Here is a 24640-nt window from a genome sequence, read left to right as displayed (position 1 = left end):
TGTGGGACGAACGTGAAAGAGCAATTTCCTGCTTCGTCGGCATGCCCGATGAAAGGCATGCGCGAGGCTGAACGCTTCTACTCTGCGCCGATCGACTTGCAATTAGCGCGCCCGGATTGTGGCGCGCCCTTGTCGCGCGTCCAAGCCCCGCGCCGCCATGCCCGAGCGCCGCACCCTGGCATGCCTCATGCAAGACAGCGAGCAAGAGTAGAAGCGTTCAGCAGCGCACGCACCAACCCCGTGCGCCCGCCCGGAAATTGCTCTTGAGGCGCCTCCCGCCCGCGGTGGGAGGCATCCGTCAAGACCACCGACTCCGAGGCCCCACCATGCAACGCCGATCCTTTCTTGCCGCCGCTGCCGCCACCCTCGCCGCCCCTGCCGTGTTCGCGCAGGGCGGCAAGCTCACACCGCTCAAGTTCACGCTCGACTTCCGCATCAACGGCCAGACCGCGCCCTTCTTCCTGGCGCAGGCCAAGGGCTACTACCGCGACGAGGGGCTGGACGTGACGATCGACACCGGCGCCGGCTCGGTCGCGTCGATCACCCGCATCGCGAGCGGCGTCTACCAGCTGGGCCTGGGCGACATCAGCTCGCTGGTCGAGTTCAATGCACAGAACCCGGGCACGCCCGTGGTGCAGGCCGTGTACCAGTACTACAACCGTGCACCGTTCGTGATCATCGGGCGCAAGGACCGCGGCGTGACGACCGACTTCAAGAGCCTCACGGGCAAGAAGGTGGCGGCCGCCGCCGTCGAGTCCACGCGCCGCGCCTGGCCGATGGTGGCGCGCAAACAGGGCATGCGCGGCGACGCCTTCCAGTGGCAGACCACCGCCTTCAGCGCACGCGACAACGTGATGGTGCGCGGCGACGTCGATGCCGCCACCTACTTCCACGACTCGGCCGTCTCGCTCTTCGCGCGCATGAAGGCCGACGAGCTCTCGGTGCTCAAGTACGCGGACGCGGGCGTCAACCTGTACGGCAACGCGATCCTGGCGAGCAGCAACCTGATCGCGCAGAACCCGAAGGTGGTGGCGGCTTTCTTGCGCGCCACCAACCGCGCCATCGTCGAGACCTTTGCCAACCCGGTGCCCAGCATCGCGGCCATGCGCCAGCGTGAACCGATCCTGGACGAGAAGGTCGAACTCGAACGCTGGGGCCTCACGGCGCAGTACGTGGGCGCGGCGGACACGCGCGGCCACAGGCTGGGCGACATCCGCAAGCTCACGCTCGAACAGCAGGTCGACGAGGTGGCCGACACCTTCGGCCTGAAGACCCGGCCCTCGGCCGATGCCCTCTTCAACGGCGCGATGCTGCCTGCGCGCAGCGAGCGCCTTCTTCCCGCACCCAAGGCATGACCCCTCCTGAAAACCCCACTCCTTCTCTCCCCGAAGAAACCACGCTCGACGAGCGCGACGGCCGCTACCTGCGCAAGGCCATCGTGTGGTCGCACGCCGCGCGCCGGCGCGGCAACCGGCCCTTCGGCTCGGTCATCGTCTCGGCCGCCGGCGAAGTGCTGGCCGAGGCCGCGAACAGCAACGCCGAAACCGGCGACTGCACCGCGCACGCCGAAGTGAACGCGCTGCGCGCACTGGCCGGCCGCGGCCTCACGCGCGAGGAGCTGGCCGGCGCCACGCTCTATGCCTCGGGCGAGCCCTGCGTGATGTGCGCGGGCGCGATCTTCTGGTCGAACATCGGCCGCGTGGTGTTCGGCATCGACGCGCAGCGGCTGCGCGTGTTCCGCGGCGAGCGGCAGGACCAGCGCGATGCGGAGCTGTCGTGCCGCGACGTGTTCCGCGCCTCGCCGCATGCCATCGAGTGCATCGGGCCTGCGCTCATCGATGAAGCGGCTGCTGCGCACGACGGCGCCTGGAAGACCTGAGCCGGCGCACTAGACTCCCCGCATGCCCTGGCACGCCCGTCTCCACCTCGCCTACCAAAAAGAAGCCGACCGCAGCGTCGCCCGTTTCCGCCACGACGGCCCGCTGCGCATCCTGCAGAGCCTCTACCCCGAGGGCGATGCGGTGTGCCACAACGTGCTGGTGCACCCGCCCGGCGGCCTCGTGGGCGGCGACACGCTCGACATCGACATCGAGGCCGCCGACGGCAGCCACGGCCTGATCACCACGCCCGGCGCCTCGCGCTTCTACCGCTCCGAAGGCGAGACCGCGCTGCAGCGCACGCGCATCCGCCTCGCACCGGGCGCGCGGCTCGAATGGCTGCCGCTCGAAGCCATCTGCTACAGCGGCTGCGAGGCCGAGAACCGGCTCACCCTCGAGGTCGCACCGGGCGCCGAGATGATCGGCTGGGACGTGTGCGCGCTCGGCCTGCCCAACGCCCACCAGCCCTTCGAACGCGGCACCTACCTGCAGCACATCGAGGCGCCCGGCGTGTGGCTGGAGCGCGGGCGCGTCGATGCGAGCGACCACCGCCTGCTGCAAAGCCCGCTGGGCCTGGGCGGCCACCGCTGCCTCGCCTCGCTGTTCGTCGTGGCCGGCTCGCCGATGGCCAAGGCACAGCGCGAGGCCCTGCTGGCACAGGCGCGCGGGCTGCTCGAAGTGCACGAACTGCACGAGAGCGCGGGCGTGACCAGCCCGCATGCGGAAGTGGTGGTGCTGCGCGTGCTCGCGCCGGTGGTCGAGCCTGCGATGCAGCTGCTGCGGCAGGTCTGGCAGGCGTGGCGCAGCGAGCTGTGGCAACTGCCGGCGGCCACGCCGCGCATCTGGGCGACCTGAGGAGCAGGCGGCAATCGCCGCTACTTTCGTGTCTTCAGGCGGTAGGTACCGTTGAACGGATACGGGGACGAACCGTTCTGCCCCACCGCCTGCACGTCGACCGTCAGCGTGTGGCCCGAGAAAACGAGCGCGCCCGTGAGACGCGGCCTGCGCTCCTTCTCGTAGTGCTCCCGCAGCCGGAGGTCGACAGGGTGCGTGGAAGGCGCCTTCTTTTCGGCCGCCTTGTCGAACTCGCTCACCTCGTACACCGAGGCGTCGGCTGCGTCGATGCGCCCCTCGATCGACGGCACCCGGATGCGGGATTCGAGTTCGTAGCTGCGGTGGAAGATCAGTGACACAGGGTCATGCACCATCAAGCCCCGGGTGGCGTAGAGCGTGACCTCGTAGCCGTCGGCGGTCCGGGTGACGGTCGCGTCGGGCTTGTTGCCTGTTGCCGTGCACCCGGCCAGCGCAAAAACGAGCGCGAACAGGAGCCAGGACACGGTGCGCATCAGCCGGTCCGCAGGAGAAGGAATGGGCATGCAACGGCGCGCTCGTGAAGGAGCGCCGAGTATGGCCGCGCCGCACCCGCCATCAACCGCAGGCGATCTTTCCGGACGGCGCGCTGCGCAGCCTGTTGAGAAACGCCAGCTGCACCCTGGCCGTTTCGCTGCCCTGCCCGGCGGCGCGCAGCATCCACGTGCGCGCCTCGCAGCGGTCGGCCTTCACGGCCGGGCCGTACAGCGTGGGCCCCGTCAGCAGCACCATGCCCAGCATCTCCTGCGCCTCGGGATGGCCTTCGGTGGCGGCCTGGCGCAGTTGCTCGAGCATCGTGCGGTAGTCGCGTGCGGCCTGCGCTTCGAGGGCGAGCTGGTAGCGCTGCTCGGTCTGCAGGTCGACGTTCGCGTCGAAAGGCTTGGCCGCGGCGATGGCGGCGACGAGGCACAGCACGCCTGACAGAACAATGCGCCAGCGCAGCGACCAACTGGCGATCTGGTTGAGTTCGGATGACATCGGTTTTTTCTCCACGAATTGCGTGGCACCGATGGTCCCGCGAAGGCGCGCGCAGGAGAAACTGGAATTCACGCAGGACGCCTCAGGCGGCGCCTGAGCCCTGCGCGAAATTCGTTCAGAACATCGCCAGCACGGCCGCGTTCACCGCATAGCCACCGGCCGTCAGGAACACGAACAGCAGCGCCCCCAGCTTGAGCGGTTGCGCCCCGGCCTTGCGCAGGCTCGCGGCGCTGGTGCGCAGGCCCATCGCGGCCATGGCGGTGGCGAGCAGCAGCGTGTCGAGCTGGACCAGCGCGGCCACCAGTGCGCGCGGCAGCACGTCGAGCGAATGCACGGCGCTCACGGCGATGAACAGCACGGCGAACCATGGCACGCGCACCTGGCGCCAGCACGAGCGCAGGCTCGCCGTGCCCGGCGTCGAGGCCGCCACGCGGAACGACAGGCCCATGAGGAACGGCGCCAGCATCATCACGCGCAGCATCTTCTCGACCACGGCCGCGTTCGCCGCGCCCGGGCTGACGGCCTCGCCGACCGCGACCACCTGCGCCACCTCGTGGATGGTGGAGCCCGCGAAGAGACCGAAGGCATGTTCCGTGAGCCCGAGGTACGGATAGACCAGCGGGTACGCCACCATCGACAGCGTGCCGAACACCACCACCGTGGCGACGGCGATCGACACCTTGTGCTCTTCGCCGCGCACCACGGGCTGCGTCGCCATCACGGCGGCGGCGCCGCAGATGGCGCTGCCTGCGCCGATGAGCGCGGCGGTCTCGCGGTCGAGCCCCAGCCAGCGCGTGCCGATGCGCACGGCGAGGCCGAAGGTCAGCGCCACCATCGCCATCGCGATCAGCACGCCGGGCCAGCCGACGGCGCCGATGTCGCTCAGCGAGATGCGAAAGCCGTAGAGCACGATGCCCGCGCGCAGCAAGGCGCTGCGCGCGAAATCCACGCCCGCGCCGGTGCGCGCCGACACCGCGGGGAACACCGTGTTGCCCGCCACCATGCCCAGCGCGATGGCCAGCGTGAGCGCGCTCAGGCCCAGGTGCACCATCGGCGGCCACTCGGCCAGCAGCGCGGCGGCGGTCGCCAGCAGTGCAGACAGCAGCACGCCGGGGCCGCAGCGGCGAACAAAGGAGAAACCGGGCAAGGAGGCGGCAAGGGAGGACATGGACCCGAGCTTAGGAATCGACAGCCCATGAGTCAAAGACATAAACTTCACCGATGCATGAAGTTAAGTTATGACCCTGAACCTGCACCTGGTGCGCCTGTTCGTCGCCGTGGCCGAGGCGGGCAGCTTCTCGCGCGCGGCCGAGGGCCTGTGGATCAGCCAGCCGGCGGTGTCCAAGGGCATCCGCGAGCTGGAGCACCAGCTCGACCTGACGCTCATCGAGCGCGGCGCGGGCAAGGGCTTTCGGCTCACCGAGGCGGGCGCGTCGCTGCTCACGCATGCGCGCGGCATCTTCGCGATGGAGCGCGCGGCACTGGACGACGTGCGTGCGCGCGTCGGCGTGCAGCGCGGCAGCCTCACGCTGGGCGCCAGCACCACGGTGGCGAGCTACTGGCTGCCGCCGCAGATCGCGGCCTTCTGCGCCGCCTACCCGGCGGTGGTGCCGCGCGTCACGGTCGGCAACACGCAGTGGGTGTGCGAGCAGCTGCTCGAATGCCGCATCGACCTCGCGCTGGTCGAGGGCCGGGTGGACGAAGAGCGCGTGGAGGTGCGCGAGTGGACCACCGACCCGCTCGCCATCGTCGCGCCGCCCGATGCCGCGCTGCCCCGCCGCGGCGTGACGGCCGCGCTGCTGGGCCGGCAGCACTGGATCCTGCGCGAGCCCGGCTCGGGCACGCGCCAGGCCACCGAGGCGCTGTGCGCGGCGCACGGCATCGACGCGCCGCCGTGGATGGAAATGGCGAGCAACGAAGCCATTGCGCGCACCGTGGCCAGCGGCGTCGGCATCTCGATGCTGCCGCGCGTGGTGGTGGCCGACATGCTCGCGCTGGGCACGCTGCGCGAGCTGAAGCTGCCAGGCGCGGTGCTGTCGCGGCCGCTGTACCGGCTGGCCTTGAAGAACCGGCCGCTCTCGCCGGCGGCGCTGCGGATGGCGCAGATCCTCGACGCCTCGTGAATAAAAAAAGGGCGCACCGTGTGCGCCCCTTTCGTTGTTGTCAGCCGACTGCCGCTAGCAGCAGCGGCCCTTGCCCGCGCCGTAGCGCGCCTCGAGCCGCTCGCGGAAGAATTCCTCGTAGCTCATCGGCGCCCGGTCCGGGTGGGTGGCCGCCATGTGCGTCAGGTAGACGTCGTAGTCGGGCAGCCCGACCATGAGCCGCAGCGACTGCTTGATCGAGCGGGCGATGTAGCGCCCGGCTTCCGGCATGGCGAGGCCCATGGCCTGCTTGCGCCCGGTCAGTGGGCGGCGGACGAAGCCGCGCCCATCGCCTCGAACGGCGTCTCCTGCGTGGTCGGCCGGTTGGCCGCGCGGGCTGCCAGGCAGGCCTTGATGCTGTAGACCAGCACGCTCAGCACCACGAAGATGAACAGCGCGCACAGTGCCGCGTCGAGCCGGTCGTTGAAGACGATGCGCGACATGGCTTCGGGCGTCTTGGCCGGCGCGATCAGCACGCCGTTGGCCAGGCCGTCGGCGTACTTGGCCGCGTGCGACAGGAAGCCGATCTTCGGATCGCTCGAGAAGATCTTCTGCCAGCCCGCCGTCAGCGTGCAGGCCAGCAGCCACACGGCCGGCGCCGCCGCCACCCAGGCGTAGCGCTCGCGCTTCATGCGGAACAGCACGACCACGCCCAGCATCAGCGCCACCGCGGCCAGCATCTGGTTGGAGATGCCGAACAGCGGCCACAGCGTGTTGATGCCGCCCAGCGGATCGACCACGCCCTGGTACAGGAAGTAGCCCCAGGCTGCCACGCACAGCGCAGTGGCGATCAGGTTGGCCGGCAGCGAGTCGGTGCGCTTGAGCGCGGGCACGAAGCTGCCCAGCAGGTCCTGCAGCATGAAGCGGCCGGCGCGCGTGCCGGCGTCCACCGCCGTGAGGATGAACAGCGCCTCGAACAAGATCGCGAAGTGGTACCAGAAGGCCATCATGGCCTGCCCGCCGATCACCTGGTGAAGGATGTGGGCCATGCCCACGGCCAGCGTCGGTGCGCCGCCGGTGCGCCCGAGGATGGTGGTCTCGCCCACGTCCTTGGCCGTCTGCAGCAGCATCTCGGGCGTGACGACGAAGCCCCAGCCCGAAATGGTGGCGGCGGCCTGTTGCACCGTGGTGCCGACCAGCGCGCCCGGGCTGTTCATCGCGAAGTAGATGCCCGGCTCGATGCACGAGGCCGCCACCAGCGCCATCACGGCGACGAACGACTCGGCCAGCATGCCGCCGTAGCCGATGAAGCGCGCGTGGCGCTCGTTGTCGAGCATCTTGGGCGTGGTGCCCGAAGAGATCAGCGCGTGGAAGCCCGAGACAGCACCGCAGGCGATGGTGATGAACAGGAACGGGAACAGGCTGCCCGACCACACCGGGCCGTTGCCCTGCGCAAACTGCGTGATCGCGGGCATCTGCAGCGTGGGCATCACGACCACGATGCCGATGGCCAGCGCGATGATCGTGCCGATCTTCAGGAAGGTCGACAGGTAGTCGCGCGGCGCCAGCAGCAGCCACACGGGCAGGCTGGCGGCCACGAAGCCGTAGCCCACGAGCATCCAGGTGAGCGCCTTGCCGTCGAAGGTGAAGGCCGGGCCCCACACCGGGTGCTGGCTGACCCACTGGCCGCCGAAGATGGCCGCCATGAGCAGCACGAAGCCGATCACCGACACCTCGCCGATGCGGCCCGGGCGGATGTAGCGCAGGTACACGCCCATGAACAGCGCCACCGGAATCGTCGCGGCGACCGTGAAGCTGCCCCACGGCGATTCGGCCAGCGCCTTCACCACGATCAGGGCCAGCACCGCCAGGATGATGATCATGATCATGAAGGTGCCGAACAGCGCGATCATGCCGGGCACCACGCCCATCTCCTGCTTGACCAGGTCGCCCAGCGAGCGGCCGTCGCGGCGCGTGGAGATGAACAGGATGATGAAGTCCTGCACCGCCCCCGCGAACACCACGCCCGCCAGCACCCACAGCAAACCGGGCAGGTAGCCCATCTGCGCGGCGAGCACCGGGCCCACCAGCGGGCCGGCGCCCGCAATGGCCGCGAAGTGGTGGCCGAACAGCACGTTCTTGTCGGTCGGCACGTAGTCCAGGCCGTCGTTGTGGCGGTGCGCGGGCGTCTTGCGGTTGGCGTCCAGCCCCAGCACCTTGTCGGCGATGAACAGGCTGTAGTAGCGGTAGGCGATCAGGTAGGTGCAGAGCGCGGCGGTCACGACCCAGAGGGCGTTGATGCTTTCCCCCCGGCTCAGGGCGACGGTGCCCAGCGCAAAAGCGCCGAGCACGGCCACGGCCAGCCACACCAGATGGCGGCGAATGTTGGGCATGCGGATGTCTCCTCGATATGAACCGGGCGAGTGTTCCCCGCCCGCCGCCGGGCCGCATCCGTCGGACTGCGCGGGCCGGGCGGGTGGAATTGCCTAATGGATAACCCCTATCCACGCCCGGATCGCCTCCGCCGGACCGCCGCGGGAAGCGCCGCAAATCCGTTGCGCTCACATTAGATGTGATAAATTCACATTCACTAACAATGTGAAACATCTCTGACGAGTCCACGATGACCCAGCATTCGCAGGCACGCGCCCCCCGCGGCTTCACATTGATCGAGGTCATGATCACGGTGGCCATCGTGGCCATCCTGGCGTCGATCGCCCTGCCCAGCTACCAGCAGTACATCGTGCGATCGAAGCGCTCGGCGGCCCAGGCGCAGATGATGGACATCGCCAACCGGCAGCAGCAGTTCCTCATTGCCAACCGCGGCTACGCCGACAAGACGGCACTGACTGCCAGCGGCTACAGCCTGCCCGCCGAAGTCAGCAGCAACTACAGCTACGACGTCGCGCTGCAGGAATCCGGCCCGCCCACCTTCGCGATCACGTTCACCGCGATCGGCAGCCAGGTGGGCGACGGCAACCTCGGGCTCACCAGCGAAGGCGTGAAGACGCCGGCCAACAAATGGTGAGCCCCACCTTGCAGCGCCAGCGCGGCGCCACGCTGATCGAGGTGCTGGTCACCCTGCTCGTGCTGGCCTTCGGCCTGTTCGGCCTCGTGGGGCTGCAGGCCCGGCTGCAGGCCTCCGAGATGGAGTCGTACCAGCGCTCGCAGGCGCTGATCCTGCTCAACGACATGGCCAACCGCATCGCCATCAACCGCCGCGTGGCGGCCAGCTACGCCACCAGCGCACCGCTGGGTGGCACCGATGCCTGCCCCACCGGCACCGGCACGCGCCAGCAGATCGACGCCAGGGAGTGGTGCAACGCGCTGCAGGGCGCGGCCGAGTTCTCGGGCAACGACAAGCTGGGCACCGTGATCGGCGGACGCGGCTGCGTGGAAGACATGGGCAACAACGAGTACCTCGTGACGGTCGCCTGGCAGGGCCTGGGGCCGATCTCGGCGCCGCCGGCCGGCGTGGCCTGCGGCAAGGACCTCTACGACACCGGCACCAAGTGCATCAACGACCTGTGCCGCCGCACCGTGACCACGCTCGTGCGCATCGGATCGCTCTCATGAACCTGCGCCCCACCGCACGCCGCGCCCAGCGCGGGCTGACGCTGATCGAGCTGATGGTGGCCATCACCATCATGCTCATCGTGATGGCCGCGCTGCTCACGCTGTTCCTCAACGTGAGCGGCTCCCAGCGCGAGATGGAACGCGTCAACCGCCAGATCGAGACCGGGCGCCTGAGCATCTTCGTGCTCGAGAACGAGATCTCGCACGCGGGCTTCTGGGAAAACTACATGCCCGAGTTCGACGACCTCACGGTCAGCGCCGCGCCCACGCACGTGCCCACCGGCGCCGTGCCCGACCCTTGCCTGGCCTACTCGGCGGCGAACTGGACCGAGGACTACAAGCGCCAGCTGCTCGACCTGCCCGTGCAGGTCTACAGCAGCGTGCCGGCCACCTGCACCGACCTGCTGACGCACCACAAGACCGGCACCGACATCCTCGTGGTGCGCCATGCCGAAACCTGCCTGCCCGGCACGACGCATTGCGACGCCGACGTGGCCGGCGCGATGTACTTCCAGTCGTCGCTTTGCGGCACGCAAAAGCCCTCGTCGTTCGACCTCTCGACCGGCGCCTTCGACCAGATGTTCCTCAAGGACTGCACCACCCCTTCGCCCAAGCGCAAGCTGGTGGCCGACATCTACTACGTGCGCGACTACGCCGAGGCCGAAAACGACGGAATTCCCACGCTGGCACGCTCGCGCTTCGACCTGGTGGGCGGCACGCTCGCGCAGCAGCCGCCCACGGCGCTGATCGAAGGCGTCGAGGGCTTTCGCGTCGAGCTCGGCCTGGACACGCTGAGCAAGACCGGCGCCGCCGTCAACTACACCCAGGCCATCGCCTGGGCCGATCCGGCGAACAAGTCCACCCCGTCCAACCGCGGCGACGGCAGCCCCGACGGCGCCTTCGTGCACTGCGGCGCGACCTGCACCGCCGACCAGCTGGTCAACGCGGTGGCCGTGAAGCTGTATGTGCTCGCGCGCGCCACCACCATCTCGCCGGGCCACACCGACACGCGCAGGTACCAGATGGGCGCTGCGACGCTCGCGCCGTTCAACGACCACTACAAGCGGCACGCGTTCGCGACCACCGTGCGCCTGACCAACGTCACCGGCCGGAGGGAAACGCCATGAAGCCACGCGTGCGCGCCGGCCGCTCCACCCAGACCCAGCGCGGCGCCGCGCTGATCATCGGGATGATCATGCTGCTGCTGATCACGCTCGTGGTCACCGCCGCCTTCAACCTCAGCGGCGCCAACCTCAAGGCCGTGGGCAACCTGCAGACCCGCAACGAAGCCGTGGCCGCCGCCAACCGCGCGATCGAGGAAGTCGCGGCCAGCCTGCTGGTGCCCGGCAGCGACGGCACCCCGTCGCTCGCGCCGCCGCAGGGCACCGTGAGCATGGTCGACATCAACAACGACGGCGTGGACGACTACAAGGTCACCGTCGCCCCGCCCGTGTGCGTGCGCGCCACCAAGGCCGTCGACAGCGGCGGCGGCGGCAGCACGGGCCCGGGCGGCATCACGGGCGGCGCGTCCAGCAGCGGCTCGGGGCTCGCGGCCCTGCCCGACCAGTACAACGCCGTGTGGGACATCAGCACCACCGTGACCGACACCACCCCCGGCGCCACCGGCACCACCACCTCCGTGCGCCAGGGCGTGCGGGCGCTGCTCAACAAGGCGCAGTTCGAAGCGCTGTGCGCGCCGCCGCCCGCCGCGCCAGCCGAACCCGCGCCGGCCGCCTCTTGAACCACGACGATGAACGGGTCCCCGCCATGACAAGGAAACTACTCACCACGCTGTGGGCCGCCGTGCTGCTCGCGTTGCCGATGCAGGCTGCGCAGGCGGAGGACATCGATCTCTTCGTGGGCTACAACCCCGCCGTCACCCAGGCCCCGAACGTGCTGTTCGTGCTGGACAACACGGCCAACTGGAACCAGCCCTTCACCGCCGAGCTCAACGCGCTCGCCAGCGCCTTCGAAAGCCTGCAGGCCGACAAGTTCAAGGTCGGCCTGATGATGTTCACCGAGACCGGCCAGGGCAATTCGAACAGCGACGGCGGCTACGTGCGCGCCGCGGTGCGCACGCTCGACAGCGGCACCAAGCTCAAGTACGGCGCCATGATCCGCAGCCTGGACAAGGTGGCCGACAAGTCCAACGGCGGCAAGGCCGGCAAGACCATGGCGGAGGTCTACCGCTACCTGGCCAGCGCCGCGCCCATCGCCGGCAACGGCAAGGTCAAGACCGACTACACCGGCAACGTGAGCGGCACCGCGGCATCGAAGGCCATCTACGCGCTCACGCGCAACGCCCTGGCCAGCGTCAACGCCAGCACCTATGTCGGCCCGAGCACCGAGAACTGCATCGGCACCTTCGTCATCTACATCAGCAACGGCGCAGCGCAGGACAACAACAACGACAACCAGCTCTCCAACGAAGCCCTGCGCGCCGCCGGCGGCAGCACCGCCCAGATCACGCTCAGCCCCAGCGGCTCGCAGGACAACACGGCCGACGAATGGGCGCGTTTCCTGCAGACCAGCATGGGCGTCAAGGTCTACACCATCGAGGCCGCCAAGGCCACCCAGGGCCAGGGCCCGGGCTGGAGCGCGCTGCTGCAGAGCATGGCCAAGCAGAGCAACGGCGAGTACTACGACCTCTCGAGCAAGCCCGAACTCGGCGCCGCGCTCGGCGAGGCGCTGGACGACATCTTCAGCAAGATCCAGTCGGTCAACAGCGTGTTCTCCTCGGTGAGCCTGCCCGTGAGCGTGAACACCCAGGGCACCTACCTGAACCAGGTGTTCGTGGGCATGTTCCGCCCCGACGAGAACGCCTTTCCGCGCTGGAACGGCAACCTCAAGCAATACAAGCTCGGGCTGGACAGCAGCAGCCAGCTGATCCTGCAGGACGCGGACGACAAGAACGCGGTGAACAACCAGACCGGCTTCATCGCGCCCTGCGCGCGCAGCTTCTGGACACCCGCCGCCAGCGACAGCGACGCCTACTGGAGCTTCCGGCCGTCCGGCGACTGCCTCAAGAAGGAAGCCGCGGACAGCCCCGACGGCAACGTGGTGGAAAAAGGCGCGCAGGGCTACATGCTGCGCGGCGTCGTGCCGGCCGTGCGCAACATGAAGACCTGTGCGGCGGGCAGCTGCACCGCGCTCACCGCCTTCGACGACGCCAACACGGCCATCACCACGACCGCGCTCGGCATCGCCGCGGACGCGACCGCGGACCGCACCAAGCTCATCAACTGGGCGCGAGGCCTGGACAACAAGGGCGACGAACGGCCCAACGCCCAAGGCAACCCGGTGCCCTCGAGCGCCATGCGCCCGTCCGTGCACGGCGACGTCGTGCACTCGCGCCCGGTGGCCATCAACTACGGCACCGACGCCTCGCCCCAGGTCGTGGTGTTCTACGGCGGCAACGACGGCGTGCTGCGCGCCATCAACGGCAACCGCAACACGGCCATCGGCGGGGCCGCCGCAGGCTCCGAGCTGTGGTCGTTCATGCCGCCCGAGTTCTACGGCAGCCTCAAGCGGCTGTACGACAACACCACGCGCATCAACTTCCCCGGCCTGCCCGTCAGCCTGGGCGCGGTAGCGCCCAAGCCCTACGGCATGGACGGCGCGGTCGCGGCCTACCGCCAGGGCAGCACCGCCTGGCTCTACGCCAGCATGCGCCGCGGCGGCCGGCTGGTCTACGCCTTCGACGTCTCGTCGCCCGCCGCGCCCACGCTGAAGTGGCGCAAGGGCTGCCCCAACCAGAACGACGACACCGGCTGCGACACCGGCTTCGAAGGCATCGGCCAGACCTGGTCGGCGCCGAAGGTGCTGCGCGCCACCGGCTACGGCAGCGGCAGCAGCCCTCTGCTGGTCTTCGGCGGCGGCTACGACAAGTGCGAAGACGTTGACACCAACAGCGCCGCCCAGGCCTGCGGCACCGGCGTGAAGGGCAACCGGATCTACGTGCTCGACGCCAACACCGGCGCGCAGCTCAAGGTGTTCACCACCGCCCGCCCCGTGGTCGGCGAAGTGACGGTGGTCACCGACGCCCTGGGCATCGCCACCATCGCCTACGCCGCCGACCTGGGCGGCAATGTCTACCGCATCGCCATCGGCAGCGCGGCCCCGTCCGCCTGGGCCATGACCCAGATCGCCTCGCTCGGCTGCGACACGGTGACCACCTGCACGCCCAACCGCAAGTTCATGTTCGGCCCCGACGTGGTCGCGGACAACGGCGCCTACGTCGTGCTGCTGGGCTCGGGCGACCGCGAGAAGCCGCTGCGCCACTACAACGTCGCACTCGGCGTGGCCAACCGTTTCTACATGCTGGTCGACAAGCCCACCGACGCCACCTGGCTGACCAGCGAAGCCGACCGCTGCGGCACCGGCAACGAGGTGCTGTGCCATACCTCGCTGCAGGCCATCACCGACGCGAGCACGCCGAGTTCGTCCGACCTCGCCACCAAGAAGGGCTGGTACCTCGGGCTCACAGCGGGCGAGCAGGTCGTGACCGGTTCGGTGACCGCCTACGGCGTCACCACCTTCAACACCCACACGCCCACCAACCCCAACACGCAGTCGTGCCGGGCCGACCTGGGCACCGCGCGGGTCTACAACGTGTCGTACGTCAACGCGGCCGCCCAGGGCACCAACGGACGCTTCCAGAACGTGGTGGGCGGCGGCCTCGCACCCACACCGGTCGTGGGCCGCGTCCAGCTGGACGGCGATGGCGGCATGCGCGACGTGGTCATCGGCGCCAACCCCGACTCCTTCCTCAGCCCCAAGGGCACCGCGCCCAAGGCCGCGTTCAAGCAGCCCAAGGGCCGGGTCTACTGGTTCATCCAGAAGTAACGCCGTGCACCCGCGCATGCGCAACCACCACCCCAGGCAGGCCCGCCCCCGGCCGCGCGGCTTCACGCTCATCGAGCTGATGGTCACGCTGGCCGTGCTGGTGGTGCTGATCGCCATTGCCGTGCCCTCGTTCGACGGCATCCGGCTGTCCACCCGCCTGAGCAGCTACAGCACCGCGCTGGTCGCGGGCAGCCAGCTGGCGCGCAGCGAGGCCATCAAGCGCAACGCCCCCGTCACCCTGTGCGCCTCGGCCAACGGCACCAGCTGCAGCACCAACGGGCAGTGGGAAGCCGGCTGGATCGTGCGCAGCGACACGCAGGTGCTGCGCGTCGAGCCCGCGGCCGCCAGCGGCTACCGGCTGCGCGAGGCCGATGGCGCCAGCGCCATCGTGTTCCAGGCCACCGGCCTGGGCGCCGGCCGGAGCAGCATCACCATCTGCCGCGCCACCCCGAGCGCCGACCAGTCGCGCGCCGTGAGCATCAGCGCCACGGGGCGCACCACCGTCACCCGGGCGAGCGGCGGCACCTGCGCCGCGACCTGACCCGGCCGGCCGAGGGGGTCCGCCGGACGAACGACAATAGGGCCCTGTGGCAAGCCCGGGCGCCGGTCCCGCCTCTCTTGCCTTGACGACCTTCACCAGGAACAACGCTCCCGCATTCATGGAACACCGGCTGGACTGGGCCCTTGCCGCCTGCGCTCGCATCCTCAGGCCCGTGGTCCGGCTGGCGCTGGGCATGGGCGTCAAGCACCCGCACCTCGAAGCCCTGCTGCGCGACCTGCTCATCGAGGAAGCCCAGCGCACCTGGCGCGCCCAGGGCGTGACCAAGCCCAACCTCAGCCAGATTTCGGTCACCACCGGGCTGAACCGCAAGGTCGTCACCGCCAAGGTCCGCGCCACCGTTGACCCGCTGCCGCACACCGAGCTGTCAGCGGCTGCCAAGACTTTTACGTTGTGGTTACAGATGACCACCGACGACGACACCCTGCGCCGCCTGCCCGTCGTCACCGAGGGTGACGGGCCCTCGTTCGAACGCGTGGCCCGCCTGGCCAGCCGGGGCAACGTGCACCACCGCACCATCCTCGACGAGCTGGTGCGCCTGCAGATGGTGGCCGAGAGCGACGGCAGCGCCGAACTCACGGCCGACGGCTTCGTGCCGGTGGAAGACCTGCAGTCGATGCTCGCCTTCCTGGGCGACAACGGCCGCGACCACCTGCTGGCCGCCGTCTCCAACACCCTGGGCGAGACGCCCCGCATGCTCGAGCGCGCCGTGTACGCGCGCGGGCTCACGCTGGCCGACTGCACGGCCATCGAACGCCTCGTGCGCGAACGCTGGGCCGGCCTGCACCACGAGCTGGCCCGCGAGATGACCGAAGCCGTCGACCGCGTGCCCCCCGAGGCCAAGGCTACCGCGAAGGCACGCATCCGCGTCGGCATCTACACGTATTACGAAGACGAAGAAGGCGCGCCCGCCCCCGGCGCGCCCCAGCACAACGAGTCCCCCCGATGAACACGCCTCCCCTCTCCTTGCGACTCGTGCGCGGCCTGCTGATGGCCGGCGCCATGGCCCTGCTTCTGTCCTGCGGGGGAGGCGGCGGTGGCAGTGGAGGCGGCGGCACATTGGGTTTCGGCACCGCCGGCACCACGGCCACCGGTAACGGCAACGGCGGTGGGGGCGGCGACGGCGGCTCGGGTGACGCCGGCAGCGGCACGGGCAACGGCAGCACGGGAAGCACGGGCGCCGGCGGCGACAGCACCGCCAGCAACACCAACGGCGACGGCTCGGGCGTGGGCTCCGGCGGCACGGGCGTGACCGCCGACGCCGCCGGCATCGGCGCGGCCGACGGCCTGGGCAGCGTGATCCTCAACGGCCTGCGCTACAACACCGACAGCGCCACCTTCAGCCTCGAGGACACCACCGAGCTGCAGATCGGCATGAGCGCGCGCATCGCCGGCAAGGTCGACGCCGACTTCAACAACGGCATCGCCGCCACGGTCGTCTCGGCCGCCGAGTTGCGCGGCGCCGTGTCGGCCATCGACCTGAAGGACGGCAGCTTCACCGTGATGGGCGCCCGCGTGACCACCGACAACGCCACCGTCTGGGGCGACGCCAAGGGCGCCGCCGACCTCGTGGACACCGCCGTGGTGCAGGTGTGGGGCCTGCCCGCCGCACCGGGCACGCTGCGCGCCACGCGCGTGCTGGTGGCGCCCGCCACCACCGCCCCGCTGGCGACTGGCACCGTGCAGAACCTCGACCGCGGCGGCCAGCAGTTCACGCTCGGCCTGCTGACTGTCGACTTCGGCGGCGCCGCCTTCGGCCCCGGCATCGATGCCGCGAGCCTGGTCAACGGCGCCCTCGTGCGCGTGCGCGGCACGGCGGCACCGGCCGCCGGCCGCTTCACCGCCACCCAGGTGCAGGGCTGGTACGCCATTCCCTCGGCCGACGGCATCGCGCTGCAGCTGGCCGGCGTGGTCACCGACTTCGCCGCGCTGGGCGACTTCCGCGTGCTGGGCAACAGGATCGACGCGCGCAACGCCCAGATCACCGGCGGGCCCAGCGGCTCCATCGGCAACGGCGTGAAGGTCGAGGTCGACGGTTTCCTCTCGGGCCAGGTGCTCGTGGTCAAGAAACTGCGCATCCGCCACGTGCCCGGCACCGGCGGGCCGGTGTCGTTCACCGTCATCGGCGCCATCGGCGGCTACCAGTCGGCCGCCGACTTCACCGTGCGCGGCCAGCGTGTGGATGCCAGCGGCTCCGGTACCATCTTCGAAAACGGCACCGCCGCAGACCTGGGCAACGGCAAGCGCGTGACCGTCGTCGGCGACCGCGTGGTCGACGGCGTGCTCATCGCCCAGCGCGTGAGCTTCACGCAGCCCTGAGGTCCGGGCCCCGGCGGTCCGGCCGCGCAGTGCATGCACCCAGGGTGCACGCACCGCGCACCCCACAGGCCACGCCACCTATGGCGCGACCGGATCGATCGGAGCCATGGACACCCACACCACCTCTGCGCCCGCTCCCACCACGTCGCCCCGCTGCTGCATCGCCGGCGGCGGCCCGGCCGGCATGGTGCTGGGCCTGCTGCTTGCGCGCGCGGGCGTGCCCGTCGTCGTGCTCGAGAAACACCTCGACTTCCTGCGCGACTTCCGGGGCGACACCGTGCACCCTTCCACCCTCGAAGTGCTGCACGAACTCGGCCTGCTCGACGCCTTCCTGCAGCGCCCGCACAACCGCATCGAAGAGCTGCGCGGCACTTACGAAGGGCGCGGCGTGACCATTGCCGACTTCAGGCGGCTGCCCACGCACGCCCGCTTCCTCGTGCTCATGCCGCAGTGGGAGTTCCTGGACTTCATGTGCGACGAGGCGCGGCGCTACCCCGGCTTCGAGCTGTGGACCGACGCCGAGGCCGTCGGCCTGCTGCAGGACAAGGGCCGCGTCAACGGCGTGAAAGTGCGCGTCGGCGCCCGCAGCCCCGACAGCGGCGGCCCGAAGGACATCGAGCTGCACGCCTCCCTCATCGTGGCCGCCGACGGCCGCCACTCCACCCTTCGTGACGCGGCGGCGCTGCCGCACATCAGCTACGGCGCGCCCATCGACGTGCTGTGGATGCGCCTTCCCAAGCTCCCTGGCGACCCCGAGGCCACCGGCGGCCACATCGCCGCGGGCCACCTCCTGGTGACGCTCAACCGCGGCGACTACTGGCAATGCGCCTTCGTCATCCGCAAGGGCGGCAGCGCCGAACTGCAGTCGCGCGGCATTGCCGCCTTCCACGCCGAGATCGCGCGCATCGCGCCCTTCTTCGCCACGCGCCTGCCCGAGGCCCTGCCCGACTGGGAGGCCGTGAAGCTGCTCGAAGTGACCGTCGACCGGCTCGAATCGTGGTCGTGCCCCGGCCTGCTGTGCATCGGCGACGCCGCGCACGCCATGTCGCCCGTGGGCGGCGTCGGCATCAACCTCGCCGTGCAGGACGCCGTGGCCGCCGCCAACCTGCTGGCCGCGTCGCTGGCCGGCAGCGCCACCGACAAGGAGATCGACAACCTGCTGCCCCAGCTGCAGCGCCGCCGCGAATGGCCCGTGCGCGTCACCCAGGCCGCGCAGCGCCTCGTGCAGGACCGCGTGCTGATGCCCGTGCTCAGCCGCAAGGCGGCGGCGTCGACCGCGCCCCGCCCCATGCCCTGGGCCCTGCGCCTGCTGGGGCGCTGGCCGTGGCTGCGCACCCTGCCCGCGCGTGCCGTGGGCATCGGCGTGCGGGCCGAGCACGTGCAATCGCCGCGCGCGTAACGCGCGAACCGGGTTCGCCGGATCAGCCGGGCCGGCGCGCCTGCGTCGGCTGGCGCGACCAGTACACGCCGTCGAGTCGGTCGAGCCGCACCTCGCCGCCCGTGGACGGCGCGTGCACGAAACGCCCGTCGCCCACATAGATGCCCGCATGCGTGGGCGACGCCGAGCCGAACAGCACCAGGTCGCCCGAGCGAAGCTCCGACATCGGCACCGGCCGGCCGAAGCCCGCCATGCGCGACACCGTGCGCGGCGGCACCTGCCCCACGCTGTGGCGGTACACGTAGCCGATGAGCCCGCTGCAATCGAACCCGCCCTCGGGCGAGTTGCCGCCATAGCGGTACGGCGTGCCGACCAGCCCCAGCGCATGGATCGTGATGCTGTTCGACTGCTCCGACGTCAGCGGCGGGATGTTGCTGCTCGGAACCGAACCACCGGGCGTGCGCGTCGGCGGCGGGCTCGCGCAACCGATGGCCAGGAGGCAGGCGGTGACGGCGGGGATCAGTCGGAACAGGAGCCGCTGCTGCAGCAGCGACAGCGATGCGGGGGAATGAGGAGGCGTCGGCAATGGTGTGTCGAGCATGGGCGCAGGCCGGTCTTGTGGACGTGGCCCGACTCTAGCGCGAGTGGGCCGGATCGCAATGCAGAGCCCCTTGGCGGGCGACAACGCCCTCGCCCTTCATCGCCATCAGCTGAAGCCGAAGACCAGCAGCAGGTTGTTCGCAGGCATCGCGTGCCGCTCGCGCAATGCGAGGCCGACGCGGCGCGCCTCTGCCACCACGTCGTCGAGCCGACGAATGCCCCATGCAGGATTGCGCGCGCGCAGGTCTTCGTCGAACGCCAGATTGCTCGGTGCCGTGGGGCCGTGCTGTGCTTCGTCTTCGAAGTAGGGCCCGTAGGTGACCAGCACGCCGGTGCCGGCACGCAGATGCCGCGCGGCACCGGCCATTAGCGCGGCGCAGGTGGGCCAGGGTGCAATGTGCAGCATGTTGGCGCAGTAGATGGCGTCGAACTTTTCTTCCTTTTCGCCTTCTTGAACGAACGCGGGGCCTTGCGAGGGCCACTGCGGCGCCATCACGTCGAGCAGCAGCGGTGGACGCAGATTGGGCAGCGCGGCTTGCTCGACACGGCTGGCGATCGCGGGGATCGAGCGGGCGTCTGCGTCGGTGGGCTGCCAGGTCCATGAAGGCATGGCGGCGGCGAACCAGGCGGCGTGTTGGCCGGTGCCGGAGGCGATTTCCAAGGCGGTGCCGCGCTCACCGAGGATGCGGGTCAGGGCATCGAGGATGGGTTGTTTGTTGCGGTCGGCGGCGGGGCTGTGGGGGTACTCAGGCATGGGGACTCGAATCATGGTGAATACACGATATGAAGGAAGGTAAGACTGCCTTGGGTGCTTTCAGCCCCTTTTTCACGTTTTGGCTGCAGCCCTCTGCAGCCGGGGAGAATTTGATCGGCAACGCGCGTCACTCGTCTGCGAGGCCGTTGCCCACAATCGTAAGCGCAACAAGAAATATGATCGGTAGACTGTAGTTCGTGTTCTCAATCCGACAAATACCTCCTGGCTCTGCTCAATCAACGGAGCCTTTGGGTACCAAGTTCAAGTTCTGGTTCGTTGATCCAGATCATGGCCCAACTTTGTTCAAGGAAGGGCGCCCAGGAACTGGAGAAAACTGGGCCGAAAAGATCGCATGTGAACTCGCAGATCTACTGGGTCTTCCGCATGCTCTCTATGATCTCGCTCAGTATGAAAATCGGGATGGAGTGGCCTCCATGTCCTTGGTCGACAAAGGTGCTCGTGTCATTCACGGAAATGAGCTTCTTGCCAGCTACAGCACGGACTACATACTGAGTGAAGGTGCACGCTACAGGAACCCTAGCCACACCCTCCGACGAGTCGGCGCGTACTTTCGTGCAAGTGAAGAGTTGGTTGGAGCGCCGTATGGCTGGCCTCAGTCGGAGCGCGTTCGCACAGCGCTCGATTTTTTCATCGGCTACCTCATGCTCGACGCCTGGATTGCAAATCAAGACCGTCACGACGAGAACTGGGGCGTCCTGCGAATGAATGATGGCAACATCTTTCTCTCACCGTCTTTTGACCATGGCTCCAGCATGGCTCGGAATGAGCCGGATAGTCGGCGGCTGATGCGACTCACAACGAACGACAAGATGCAACACATTTCTACGTTCGTACTAAAGGCGCGAAGCGGTCTATTCCCTACGACGTCTGACCCCAACCCCGCCCCCCTGTACACTGTTGAGGCCTTTGTTCAAGCCGCCGCATACAGCCCACATGCGGCATCCGAATGGCGAGAAAAATTGGCAGGGGTGGACCTTCATCGCGTCCACGCCATCATCGACCAGATACCTCAAGAATGGATGTCAACAGCAGCCCGAGAGTTCACGGTCGAACTACTTCGCCTAAATAGAGAACGCATCCTGAACGCTGCCCTGAAATGAGACGCCTATATGTTGCCTGCCAGAACGAGAAGACACGTGAGTGGATTCCCGTTGCAGAGTTGCGCAAAGTTGAACAAGGCTACGAACTCCGCTACACCAACGGGGCGCAACGACTTTCTGGCTTCGTAGGGTTGGGGCGGATGCAATCACTCGACAAAGTCTATTACTCCCCGATTCTGTTCCCGTTTTTTGCGAATAGGCTTCTCTCAAAATCCCGCCCCGAGTACGCGAGTTACCTGCGATGGCTAGGCGTAGAAGGCGTCGTCGGGGACTCAATGGAAGTTCTATCGGTGACAGGAGGTGTGCGAGCAACAGACTCGTATGAACTCGTAGCTTCACCCAAGCAACTTGCAGGGACACTTGAACTCGACTTTTTCCCTCGGGGCCTTCGCTACCAGCCCAGCACCTCACTCGATCTCCTGATGCAGCAAGTGGAGGGGAATCGAGTGTTCCTAATGAACGACGTTCAGAATGACAAGGATCCCCAAGCACTTGCCCTTCGAACAGAAACGCCCTCAGCGACTTTCATTGGCTATGTACCTCGCTACTACTGCTCGGGAATTTCACGTCTACTCGAAGACGAGGGCGCTTGTGTCGAGGCGACTATCAAACGCGTCAACTCGGATGCCCCGCTAGACATGAAGCTCCTGGTGACGTTAAGAGCGAAGGTTTCCGATACTTTCGATTTATTTGATGGAGTAGATGACTTCAAGCCCTTGACGAGCGAACATGCGGGGCGCCTGTCGGAAGACGCACTCCTAAAGACTGATCTCAACTTCTGAGAAGCACGTCAAAGATCATCGGCAATCGCAGACCAGAACCAAGTGGTCATCAACTTCTTGTTAGCTAGAAGTGCCGAGTGAAACCCCATCGAAAAGTTTGGAATTGGGGACATGAGCGTTCCTCGCGAGCCTCCTCTTTTCGATTCGTTTTTCACATATTCGCCCCCTCGTATTTGGTTCACTGGCTGATAACTTGGGAGCGAATCAGGCACGTCACTCAAGTGCTCGCTCCTGAAACAACGCCGCCGCATCCCGCGCCAAATCCGAAGCGATCCAAAGCAGGTTGTCCCGATGCCCTGCCCCCGCCTCTTCGAACCATCCATCGCCGGCGCCGTAGCAGCACCACAGCAGTGAGTTCAGTTGTTCCAGCTTGCATTCCAGCAGGTCTGCTGCGCTGGGGGTGGTCGCGTGGGGAGGGGTCGACCCAATAGGCCGGGCCATAATTCGTTTAGCCATTTGTTGTGCTCCTTCTCAAAGCTTGCACGTCACTTGGTTAGACGGTCATGGTGTTCGCGCACCGTGGCCGTCGCCTTTTGTGCCTCACGTTCGCATCGATCGATCTGCATCGATGGCCCGCCGTGAGGCGAAGCGGTTCATTCATTCACTCAATCAGTCAGTGGTCCGTGGTGTGGTGTGGTGTGGTGTGTGCTGCCCTTCTCGCCCACATGGCGGGTCGTTTCATCACAGGGGCATTCACTGTAGAGAAGTCCTGCCCGGCACAGAGAGAAATTTCGCCGAGGAATGCGCGGTTCGCGCAAGTAATCGCGCTGCAGCAGCGGCGATTCACAAAGCCCTGACAGTCAGGCCCTGAAAGCAGGGCCCGAGCCCGCATCGACAGCAGCGCCTCAGCCCTGCCCGCCGAACTCCCGCGCGTGCTCCACCGCGTACTTGATGAGCTCCGCCTGCCCTTCGATGCCCAGGCGCCGCTTGATGCTCTGGCGGTGCGCCTCCACGGTGCGCACGCTCAGGCCGAGGTCGCGCGCGATCTGCTTGCTCGATTCGCCGCGGCCGAGCGCACTCAAGATCTCGCTCTCGCGCGGCGTGAGCAGCGGGCGCGGGGTCTGGTTGCGAAAGAGTTTCTTCGACACGGCCGGGCTCAGGAAGGTGCCGCCCGCCGATACGGCCTCGATGGCCGCCACGATCTCCGCGGCCGGCGCATCTTTCAGCACGTAGCCACGCGCGCCGACCTGCAGGGCCTTCTGCACGTACTCGGGGTTGTCGTACATGCTGAGCATCACGATGTGCGGCGCGGGCTTCTGGTGCTGCGGCTGTTGTTGCAGCAGCAGCGCCGCCAGCTCGATGCCGTTCATGTCCTTCATGCCCACGTCCATGAGCACGAGGTGCGGCTGTGCGGGGCCGATGAGTGCCAGCGCCTCGGCCGCGCTGCCGGCCTCGCCCACGATCTCCAGGCCGGGCATGACGCCCAGGCGCGCACGCAGGCCGTCGCGCACCAGCGGGTGGTCGTCGACCAGGAACAGGCGCACAACCACGGGGGCAGCGGCAGCAGCGGTGGGGTCTTCTGTCATGGCCGCTATTCTGGCTTTGCGCGCCGCACGGGCACTTCGGCCACGATGGAGGTGTGGCCCCGGCCCGAGCGCATGCGCAGCCGGCCTTCGATGGACTCCATGCGCTCGCGCATGTTGCGCAGGCCGATGCCGCGCTGCGGGTCGAGCTGCATGGCCTCGACGTTGAAGCCGACACCGTCGTCGCTGATCTCCAGGCGCACGGCCTCTTCGTCGAAGCCCAGTGCGATGTGCACCTGTTGCGCACGCGCGTGTTTATGCACATTGGTCAACGCTTCCTGCGTGACGCGAAAGAGCGCGGTCTTGGCTTCCTGCGACAGCTCGAAGGGTTCGCCCTCGACCATGATGGATGCGTCCACGCCGCCTTCTTCACCGAACTCGGCGCCCAGGCGCTCCAGCGCGGCGGGCAGGCCCAGGGTGTCGAGCAGCGCGGGGCGCAGTCGGTGCGAGATGCGGCGCACCTCGGTGAGCGAATCGTTCAGCCGCTGCAGCGCCTTGCCGAGCGCGGGCGGCGGCGACTGGTGCGCGCGGTCCAGCTGCTCCACCGCCGATTCGATCAGCAGCTTGGCCGACACCAGCGTCTGGCTGGTGCCGTCGTGCAGCTCGCGCGCGAGGTGGCCGCGCTCTTCTTCCTGCGACTGCACCACGCGGCGCGCGAGCAGGCGCAGCTTGGCTTCGGCGGTGCGGTGCTCGCTGAGGTTGAGCAGCAGCCCGGCCGCGCTGACCACGCCCAGGCACAGCGCGGCGATGCCGGCAATCCACAGCAACGTGGCGGTGACGTTGGCGTTCATCTGCCGGTCGAGGGTGTCCATGGTCGACTGGATGTCGTCCAGGTACAGGCCGGTGCCGACCATCCAGTTCCAGCGCGGCAGCGCGGTGACGTAGCCGAGCTTGGGCGCCATCTGCGCGCTGGAGGGCTTGCGCCATTCGTACTCGACGTAGGCGCCGCCCTTGTCGCGCGCGCCCTGGATCAGCTCCTGGATGGTGAAGCGGCCGTGCGAATCGCGCAGGTTCCACAGGTTCTGGCCGACCAGCTCGGGCTGGCGCGAGTGCATGAGCGAGTTGCCGTCCATGTCGTAGACGAAGAAGTAGCCGTCGTCGCCGTAGTTGAGCGTGGCCAGGCGGCGCAGGGCTTCGTTGCGCGTGGCCTCGTCGTTCAGCCCCGACTCGTACAGCGGCAGCAGGTTGCTCACGGCCAGGTCGACGTAGCTGCGCAGCTCGCTGCGGCGCTGGGCCATGTAGCTGCGCTCGATGAGCGCCCGCTCGCGCTGAGCCAGGTCGTGCTCCTGGTGGCGCACGGCCAGGGCCACGAGCACCAGCGCGACCAGCAGGGGCGCAACGGCCAAGGCGACGATCTTGGTGCGCAGGTTCATCGTC

Annotated in this window: 25 protein-coding genes; 15 read left to right on the top strand and 10 right to left on the bottom strand. The window is 68.3% G+C overall.

Annotation, left to right across the window (positions count from 1 at the left end; genetic code table 11):
* The first annotated feature begins 326 nt into the window (after nucleotides 1–326).
* From AC1RGU_RS01860 to AC1RGU_RS01850, 3 genes are read left to right on the top strand one after another with little or no spacing between them, the layout of a single operon-like run.
* Complete coding sequence (locus AC1RGU_RS01860) at nucleotides 327–1355, top strand: ABC transporter substrate-binding protein (protein WP_492694342.1); 1029 nt, start codon at nucleotides 327–329, stop codon at nucleotides 1353–1355.
* Nucleotides 1352–1879 (top strand): nucleoside deaminase, encoded by a 528-nt coding sequence (locus tag AC1RGU_RS01855; RefSeq protein ID WP_095744142.1) that lies wholly within the window; start codon nucleotides 1352–1354, stop codon nucleotides 1877–1879. The genes AC1RGU_RS01860 and AC1RGU_RS01855 overlap by 4 nt, the downstream gene beginning before the upstream one ends.
* Nucleotides 1880–1901: 22 nt before the next feature.
* On the top strand, nucleotides 1902–2732 hold the full coding sequence (locus tag AC1RGU_RS01850) for an urease accessory protein UreD (RefSeq protein ID WP_492694340.1): 831 nt from the start codon (nucleotides 1902–1904) through the stop codon (nucleotides 2730–2732).
* Between the two features lie 20 nt (nucleotides 2733–2752).
* On the opposite strand, the gene AC1RGU_RS01845 is transcribed toward AC1RGU_RS01850, so the two are convergent.
* The 3 genes from AC1RGU_RS01845 to AC1RGU_RS01835 form a co-directional block, all read right to left on the bottom strand.
* Nucleotides 2753–3253, bottom strand: a complete 501-nt coding sequence (locus tag AC1RGU_RS01845; RefSeq protein WP_492694338.1) for a hypothetical protein — start codon at nucleotides 3251–3253, stop codon at nucleotides 2753–2755.
* Nucleotides 3254–3305: 52 nt separating this feature from the next.
* Nucleotides 3306–3725, bottom strand: coding sequence for an SEL1-like repeat protein (locus AC1RGU_RS01840; protein ID WP_159278026.1), 420 nt, complete (start codon nucleotides 3723–3725; stop codon nucleotides 3306–3308).
* Nucleotides 3726–3840: 115 nt separating this feature from the next.
* Complete coding sequence (locus AC1RGU_RS01835; protein WP_492694336.1) at nucleotides 3841–4893, bottom strand: YeiH family protein; 1053 nt, start codon at nucleotides 4891–4893, stop codon at nucleotides 3841–3843.
* A gap of 70 nt (nucleotides 4894–4963) precedes the next feature.
* On the opposite strand from AC1RGU_RS01835, the gene AC1RGU_RS01830 reads away from it, so the two are divergent.
* Nucleotides 4964–5848: a LysR substrate-binding domain-containing protein gene (locus tag AC1RGU_RS01830; RefSeq protein WP_492694334.1), complete on the top strand. Its 885-nt coding sequence runs from the start codon at nucleotides 4964–4966 to the stop codon at nucleotides 5846–5848.
* Nucleotides 5849–5902: 54 nt separating this feature from the next.
* Here the strand turns inward: AC1RGU_RS01830 and AC1RGU_RS01825 are convergent, their stop codons facing one another.
* Together AC1RGU_RS01825 and AC1RGU_RS01820 are read right to left on the bottom strand one after the other, a co-directional pair.
* The gene (locus tag AC1RGU_RS01825) at nucleotides 5903–6109 is read right to left on the bottom strand and encodes a YbdD/YjiX family protein (protein ID WP_062472123.1); all 207 of its coding nucleotides are present in this window, start codon (nucleotides 6107–6109) and stop codon (nucleotides 5903–5905) included.
* A 17-nt stretch (nucleotides 6110–6126) separates the two neighbouring features.
* On the bottom strand, nucleotides 6127–8199 hold the full coding sequence (locus AC1RGU_RS01820) for a carbon starvation CstA family protein (RefSeq protein ID WP_095744137.1): 2073 nt from the start codon (nucleotides 8197–8199) through the stop codon (nucleotides 6127–6129).
* Between the two features lie 230 nt (nucleotides 8200–8429).
* Here AC1RGU_RS01820 and AC1RGU_RS01815 point away from each other — a divergent pair, with 230 nt between their 5' ends.
* From AC1RGU_RS01815 to AC1RGU_RS01775, 9 genes are all read left to right on the top strand, one after another.
* A complete protein-coding gene (locus AC1RGU_RS01815; protein WP_492694332.1) occupies nucleotides 8430–8834 on the top strand; it encodes a type IV pilin protein in 405 nt (134 codons plus the stop codon).
* Nucleotides 8828–9382 carry a prepilin-type N-terminal cleavage/methylation domain-containing protein gene (locus AC1RGU_RS01810; protein ID WP_492694330.1) on the top strand — a complete coding sequence of 185 codons (555 nt, stop codon included), beginning with the start codon at nucleotides 8828–8830 and terminating at the stop codon, nucleotides 9380–9382. Before AC1RGU_RS01815 ends, AC1RGU_RS01810 begins: the two co-directional genes overlap by 7 nt.
* The gene (locus tag AC1RGU_RS01805; protein ID WP_492694328.1) at nucleotides 9379–10509 is read left to right on the top strand and encodes a PilW family protein; all 1131 of its coding nucleotides are present in this window, start codon (nucleotides 9379–9381) and stop codon (nucleotides 10507–10509) included. The genes AC1RGU_RS01810 and AC1RGU_RS01805 overlap by 4 nt, the downstream gene beginning before the upstream one ends.
* Nucleotides 10506–11123 (top strand): pilus assembly PilX family protein, encoded by a 618-nt coding sequence (locus AC1RGU_RS01800; RefSeq protein WP_492694326.1) that lies wholly within the window; start codon nucleotides 10506–10508, stop codon nucleotides 11121–11123. Before AC1RGU_RS01805 ends, AC1RGU_RS01800 begins: the two co-directional genes overlap by 4 nt.
* Before the next feature lie 26 nt (nucleotides 11124–11149).
* Complete coding sequence (locus tag AC1RGU_RS01795; RefSeq protein WP_492694324.1) at nucleotides 11150–14227, top strand: pilus assembly protein; 3078 nt, start codon at nucleotides 11150–11152, stop codon at nucleotides 14225–14227.
* A 4-nt stretch (nucleotides 14228–14231) separates the two neighbouring features.
* Nucleotides 14232–14768: a GspH/FimT family pseudopilin gene (locus AC1RGU_RS01790; protein WP_492694322.1), complete on the top strand. Its 537-nt coding sequence runs from the start codon at nucleotides 14232–14234 to the stop codon at nucleotides 14766–14768.
* 118 nt (nucleotides 14769–14886) lie between these two features.
* Nucleotides 14887–15735, top strand: a complete 849-nt coding sequence (locus AC1RGU_RS01785) for a DUF6502 family protein (RefSeq protein ID WP_492694320.1) — start codon at nucleotides 14887–14889, stop codon at nucleotides 15733–15735.
* On the top strand, nucleotides 15732–17105 hold the full coding sequence (locus AC1RGU_RS01780) for a DUF5666 domain-containing protein (protein ID WP_492694319.1): 1374 nt from the start codon (nucleotides 15732–15734) through the stop codon (nucleotides 17103–17105). Before AC1RGU_RS01785 ends, AC1RGU_RS01780 begins: the two co-directional genes overlap by 4 nt.
* Before the next feature lie 106 nt (nucleotides 17106–17211).
* Nucleotides 17212–18504, top strand: a complete 1293-nt coding sequence (locus AC1RGU_RS01775) for an FAD-dependent oxidoreductase (protein ID WP_492694317.1) — start codon at nucleotides 17212–17214, stop codon at nucleotides 18502–18504.
* A 22-nt stretch (nucleotides 18505–18526) separates the two neighbouring features.
* On the opposite strand, the gene AC1RGU_RS01770 is transcribed toward AC1RGU_RS01775, so the two are convergent.
* A complete protein-coding gene (locus tag AC1RGU_RS01770) occupies nucleotides 18527–19084 on the bottom strand; it encodes a C40 family peptidase (RefSeq protein WP_062472146.1) in 558 nt (185 codons plus the stop codon).
* Nucleotides 19085–19189: 105 nt separating this feature from the next.
* Nucleotides 19190–19837 carry a DUF938 domain-containing protein gene (locus tag AC1RGU_RS01765; protein WP_492694315.1) on the bottom strand — a complete coding sequence of 216 codons (648 nt, stop codon included), beginning with the start codon at nucleotides 19835–19837 and terminating at the stop codon, nucleotides 19190–19192.
* Between the two features lie 434 nt (nucleotides 19838–20271).
* Between AC1RGU_RS01765 and AC1RGU_RS01760 the strand changes: the two genes are divergently transcribed.
* Nucleotides 20272–20958, top strand: a complete 687-nt coding sequence (locus tag AC1RGU_RS01760) for a HipA domain-containing protein (RefSeq protein WP_492694313.1) — start codon at nucleotides 20272–20274, stop codon at nucleotides 20956–20958.
* Entirely contained in the window at nucleotides 20955–21740 is a 786-nt protein-coding gene (locus AC1RGU_RS01755; protein ID WP_492694311.1) for an HIRAN domain-containing protein, read from the top strand. Before AC1RGU_RS01760 ends, AC1RGU_RS01755 begins: the two co-directional genes overlap by 4 nt.
* 213 nt (nucleotides 21741–21953) lie before the next feature.
* On the opposite strand, the gene AC1RGU_RS01750 is transcribed toward AC1RGU_RS01755, so the two are convergent.
* From AC1RGU_RS01750 to AC1RGU_RS01740, 3 genes are all read right to left on the bottom strand, one after another.
* Complete coding sequence (locus AC1RGU_RS01750; protein ID WP_492694309.1) at nucleotides 21954–22196, bottom strand: hypothetical protein; 243 nt, start codon at nucleotides 22194–22196, stop codon at nucleotides 21954–21956.
* A 389-nt stretch (nucleotides 22197–22585) separates the two neighbouring features.
* On the bottom strand, nucleotides 22586–23266 hold the full coding sequence (locus tag AC1RGU_RS01745) for a response regulator transcription factor (protein WP_492694307.1): 681 nt from the start codon (nucleotides 23264–23266) through the stop codon (nucleotides 22586–22588).
* Between the two features lie 5 nt (nucleotides 23267–23271).
* Complete coding sequence (locus AC1RGU_RS01740; protein WP_492694305.1) at nucleotides 23272–24636, bottom strand: cache domain-containing protein; 1365 nt, start codon at nucleotides 24634–24636, stop codon at nucleotides 23272–23274.
* Nucleotides 24637–24640: the final 4 nt, after the last annotated feature.

The organism is Variovorax sp. GW823-FHT02B07 (genome assembly GCF_058797695.1).
Note: the sequence above shows the minus strand (reverse complement) of the source record. Positions and strands in the feature narration are given on the sequence as shown.

Bases quoted from the DNA above. Each gene is read 5' to 3' on its own strand.
- AC1RGU_RS01860 (WP_492694342.1), top strand. From the start codon at position 327: ATGCAACGCCGATCCTTTCTTGCCGCCGCTGCCGCCACCCTCGCCGCC.
- AC1RGU_RS01855 (WP_095744142.1), top strand. From the start codon at position 1,352: ATGACCCCTCCTGAAAACCCCACTCCTTCTCTCCCCGAAGAAACCACG.
- AC1RGU_RS01850 (WP_492694340.1), top strand. From the start codon at position 1,902: ATGCCCTGGCACGCCCGTCTCCACCTCGCCTACCAAAAAGAAGCCGAC.
- AC1RGU_RS01845 (WP_492694338.1), bottom strand. From the start codon at position 3,253: ATGCCCATTCCTTCTCCTGCGGACCGGCTGATGCGCACCGTGTCCTGG.
- AC1RGU_RS01840 (WP_159278026.1), bottom strand. From the start codon at position 3,725: ATGTCATCCGAACTCAACCAGATCGCCAGTTGGTCGCTGCGCTGGCGC.
- AC1RGU_RS01835 (WP_492694336.1), bottom strand. From the start codon at position 4,893: ATGTCCTCCCTTGCCGCCTCCTTGCCCGGTTTCTCCTTTGTTCGCCGC.
- AC1RGU_RS01830 (WP_492694334.1), top strand. From the start codon at position 4,964: ATGACCCTGAACCTGCACCTGGTGCGCCTGTTCGTCGCCGTGGCCGAG.
- AC1RGU_RS01825 (WP_062472123.1), bottom strand. From the start codon at position 6,109: ATGGGCCTCGCCATGCCGGAAGCCGGGCGCTACATCGCCCGCTCGATC.
- AC1RGU_RS01820 (WP_095744137.1), bottom strand. From the start codon at position 8,199: ATGCCCAACATTCGCCGCCATCTGGTGTGGCTGGCCGTGGCCGTGCTC.
- AC1RGU_RS01815 (WP_492694332.1), top strand. From the start codon at position 8,430: ATGACCCAGCATTCGCAGGCACGCGCCCCCCGCGGCTTCACATTGATC.
- AC1RGU_RS01810 (WP_492694330.1), top strand. From the start codon at position 8,828: ATGGTGAGCCCCACCTTGCAGCGCCAGCGCGGCGCCACGCTGATCGAG.
- AC1RGU_RS01805 (WP_492694328.1), top strand. From the start codon at position 9,379: ATGAACCTGCGCCCCACCGCACGCCGCGCCCAGCGCGGGCTGACGCTG.
- AC1RGU_RS01800 (WP_492694326.1), top strand. From the start codon at position 10,506: ATGAAGCCACGCGTGCGCGCCGGCCGCTCCACCCAGACCCAGCGCGGC.
- AC1RGU_RS01795 (WP_492694324.1), top strand. From the start codon at position 11,150: ATGACAAGGAAACTACTCACCACGCTGTGGGCCGCCGTGCTGCTCGCG.
- AC1RGU_RS01785 (WP_492694320.1), top strand. From the start codon at position 14,887: ATGGAACACCGGCTGGACTGGGCCCTTGCCGCCTGCGCTCGCATCCTC.
- AC1RGU_RS01780 (WP_492694319.1), top strand. From the start codon at position 15,732: ATGAACACGCCTCCCCTCTCCTTGCGACTCGTGCGCGGCCTGCTGATG.
- AC1RGU_RS01775 (WP_492694317.1), top strand. From the start codon at position 17,212: ATGGACACCCACACCACCTCTGCGCCCGCTCCCACCACGTCGCCCCGC.
- AC1RGU_RS01770 (WP_062472146.1), bottom strand. From the start codon at position 19,084: ATGCTCGACACACCATTGCCGACGCCTCCTCATTCCCCCGCATCGCTG.
- AC1RGU_RS01765 (WP_492694315.1), bottom strand. From the start codon at position 19,837: ATGCCTGAGTACCCCCACAGCCCCGCCGCCGACCGCAACAAACAACCC.
- AC1RGU_RS01760 (WP_492694313.1), top strand. From the start codon at position 20,272: ATGTCCTTGGTCGACAAAGGTGCTCGTGTCATTCACGGAAATGAGCTT.
- AC1RGU_RS01755 (WP_492694311.1), top strand. From the start codon at position 20,955: ATGAGACGCCTATATGTTGCCTGCCAGAACGAGAAGACACGTGAGTGG.
- AC1RGU_RS01750 (WP_492694309.1), bottom strand. From the start codon at position 22,196: ATGGCTAAACGAATTATGGCCCGGCCTATTGGGTCGACCCCTCCCCAC.
- AC1RGU_RS01745 (WP_492694307.1), bottom strand. From the start codon at position 23,266: ATGACAGAAGACCCCACCGCTGCTGCCGCTGCCCCCGTGGTTGTGCGC.
- AC1RGU_RS01740 (WP_492694305.1), bottom strand. From the start codon at position 24,636: ATGAACCTGCGCACCAAGATCGTCGCCTTGGCCGTTGCGCCCCTGCTG.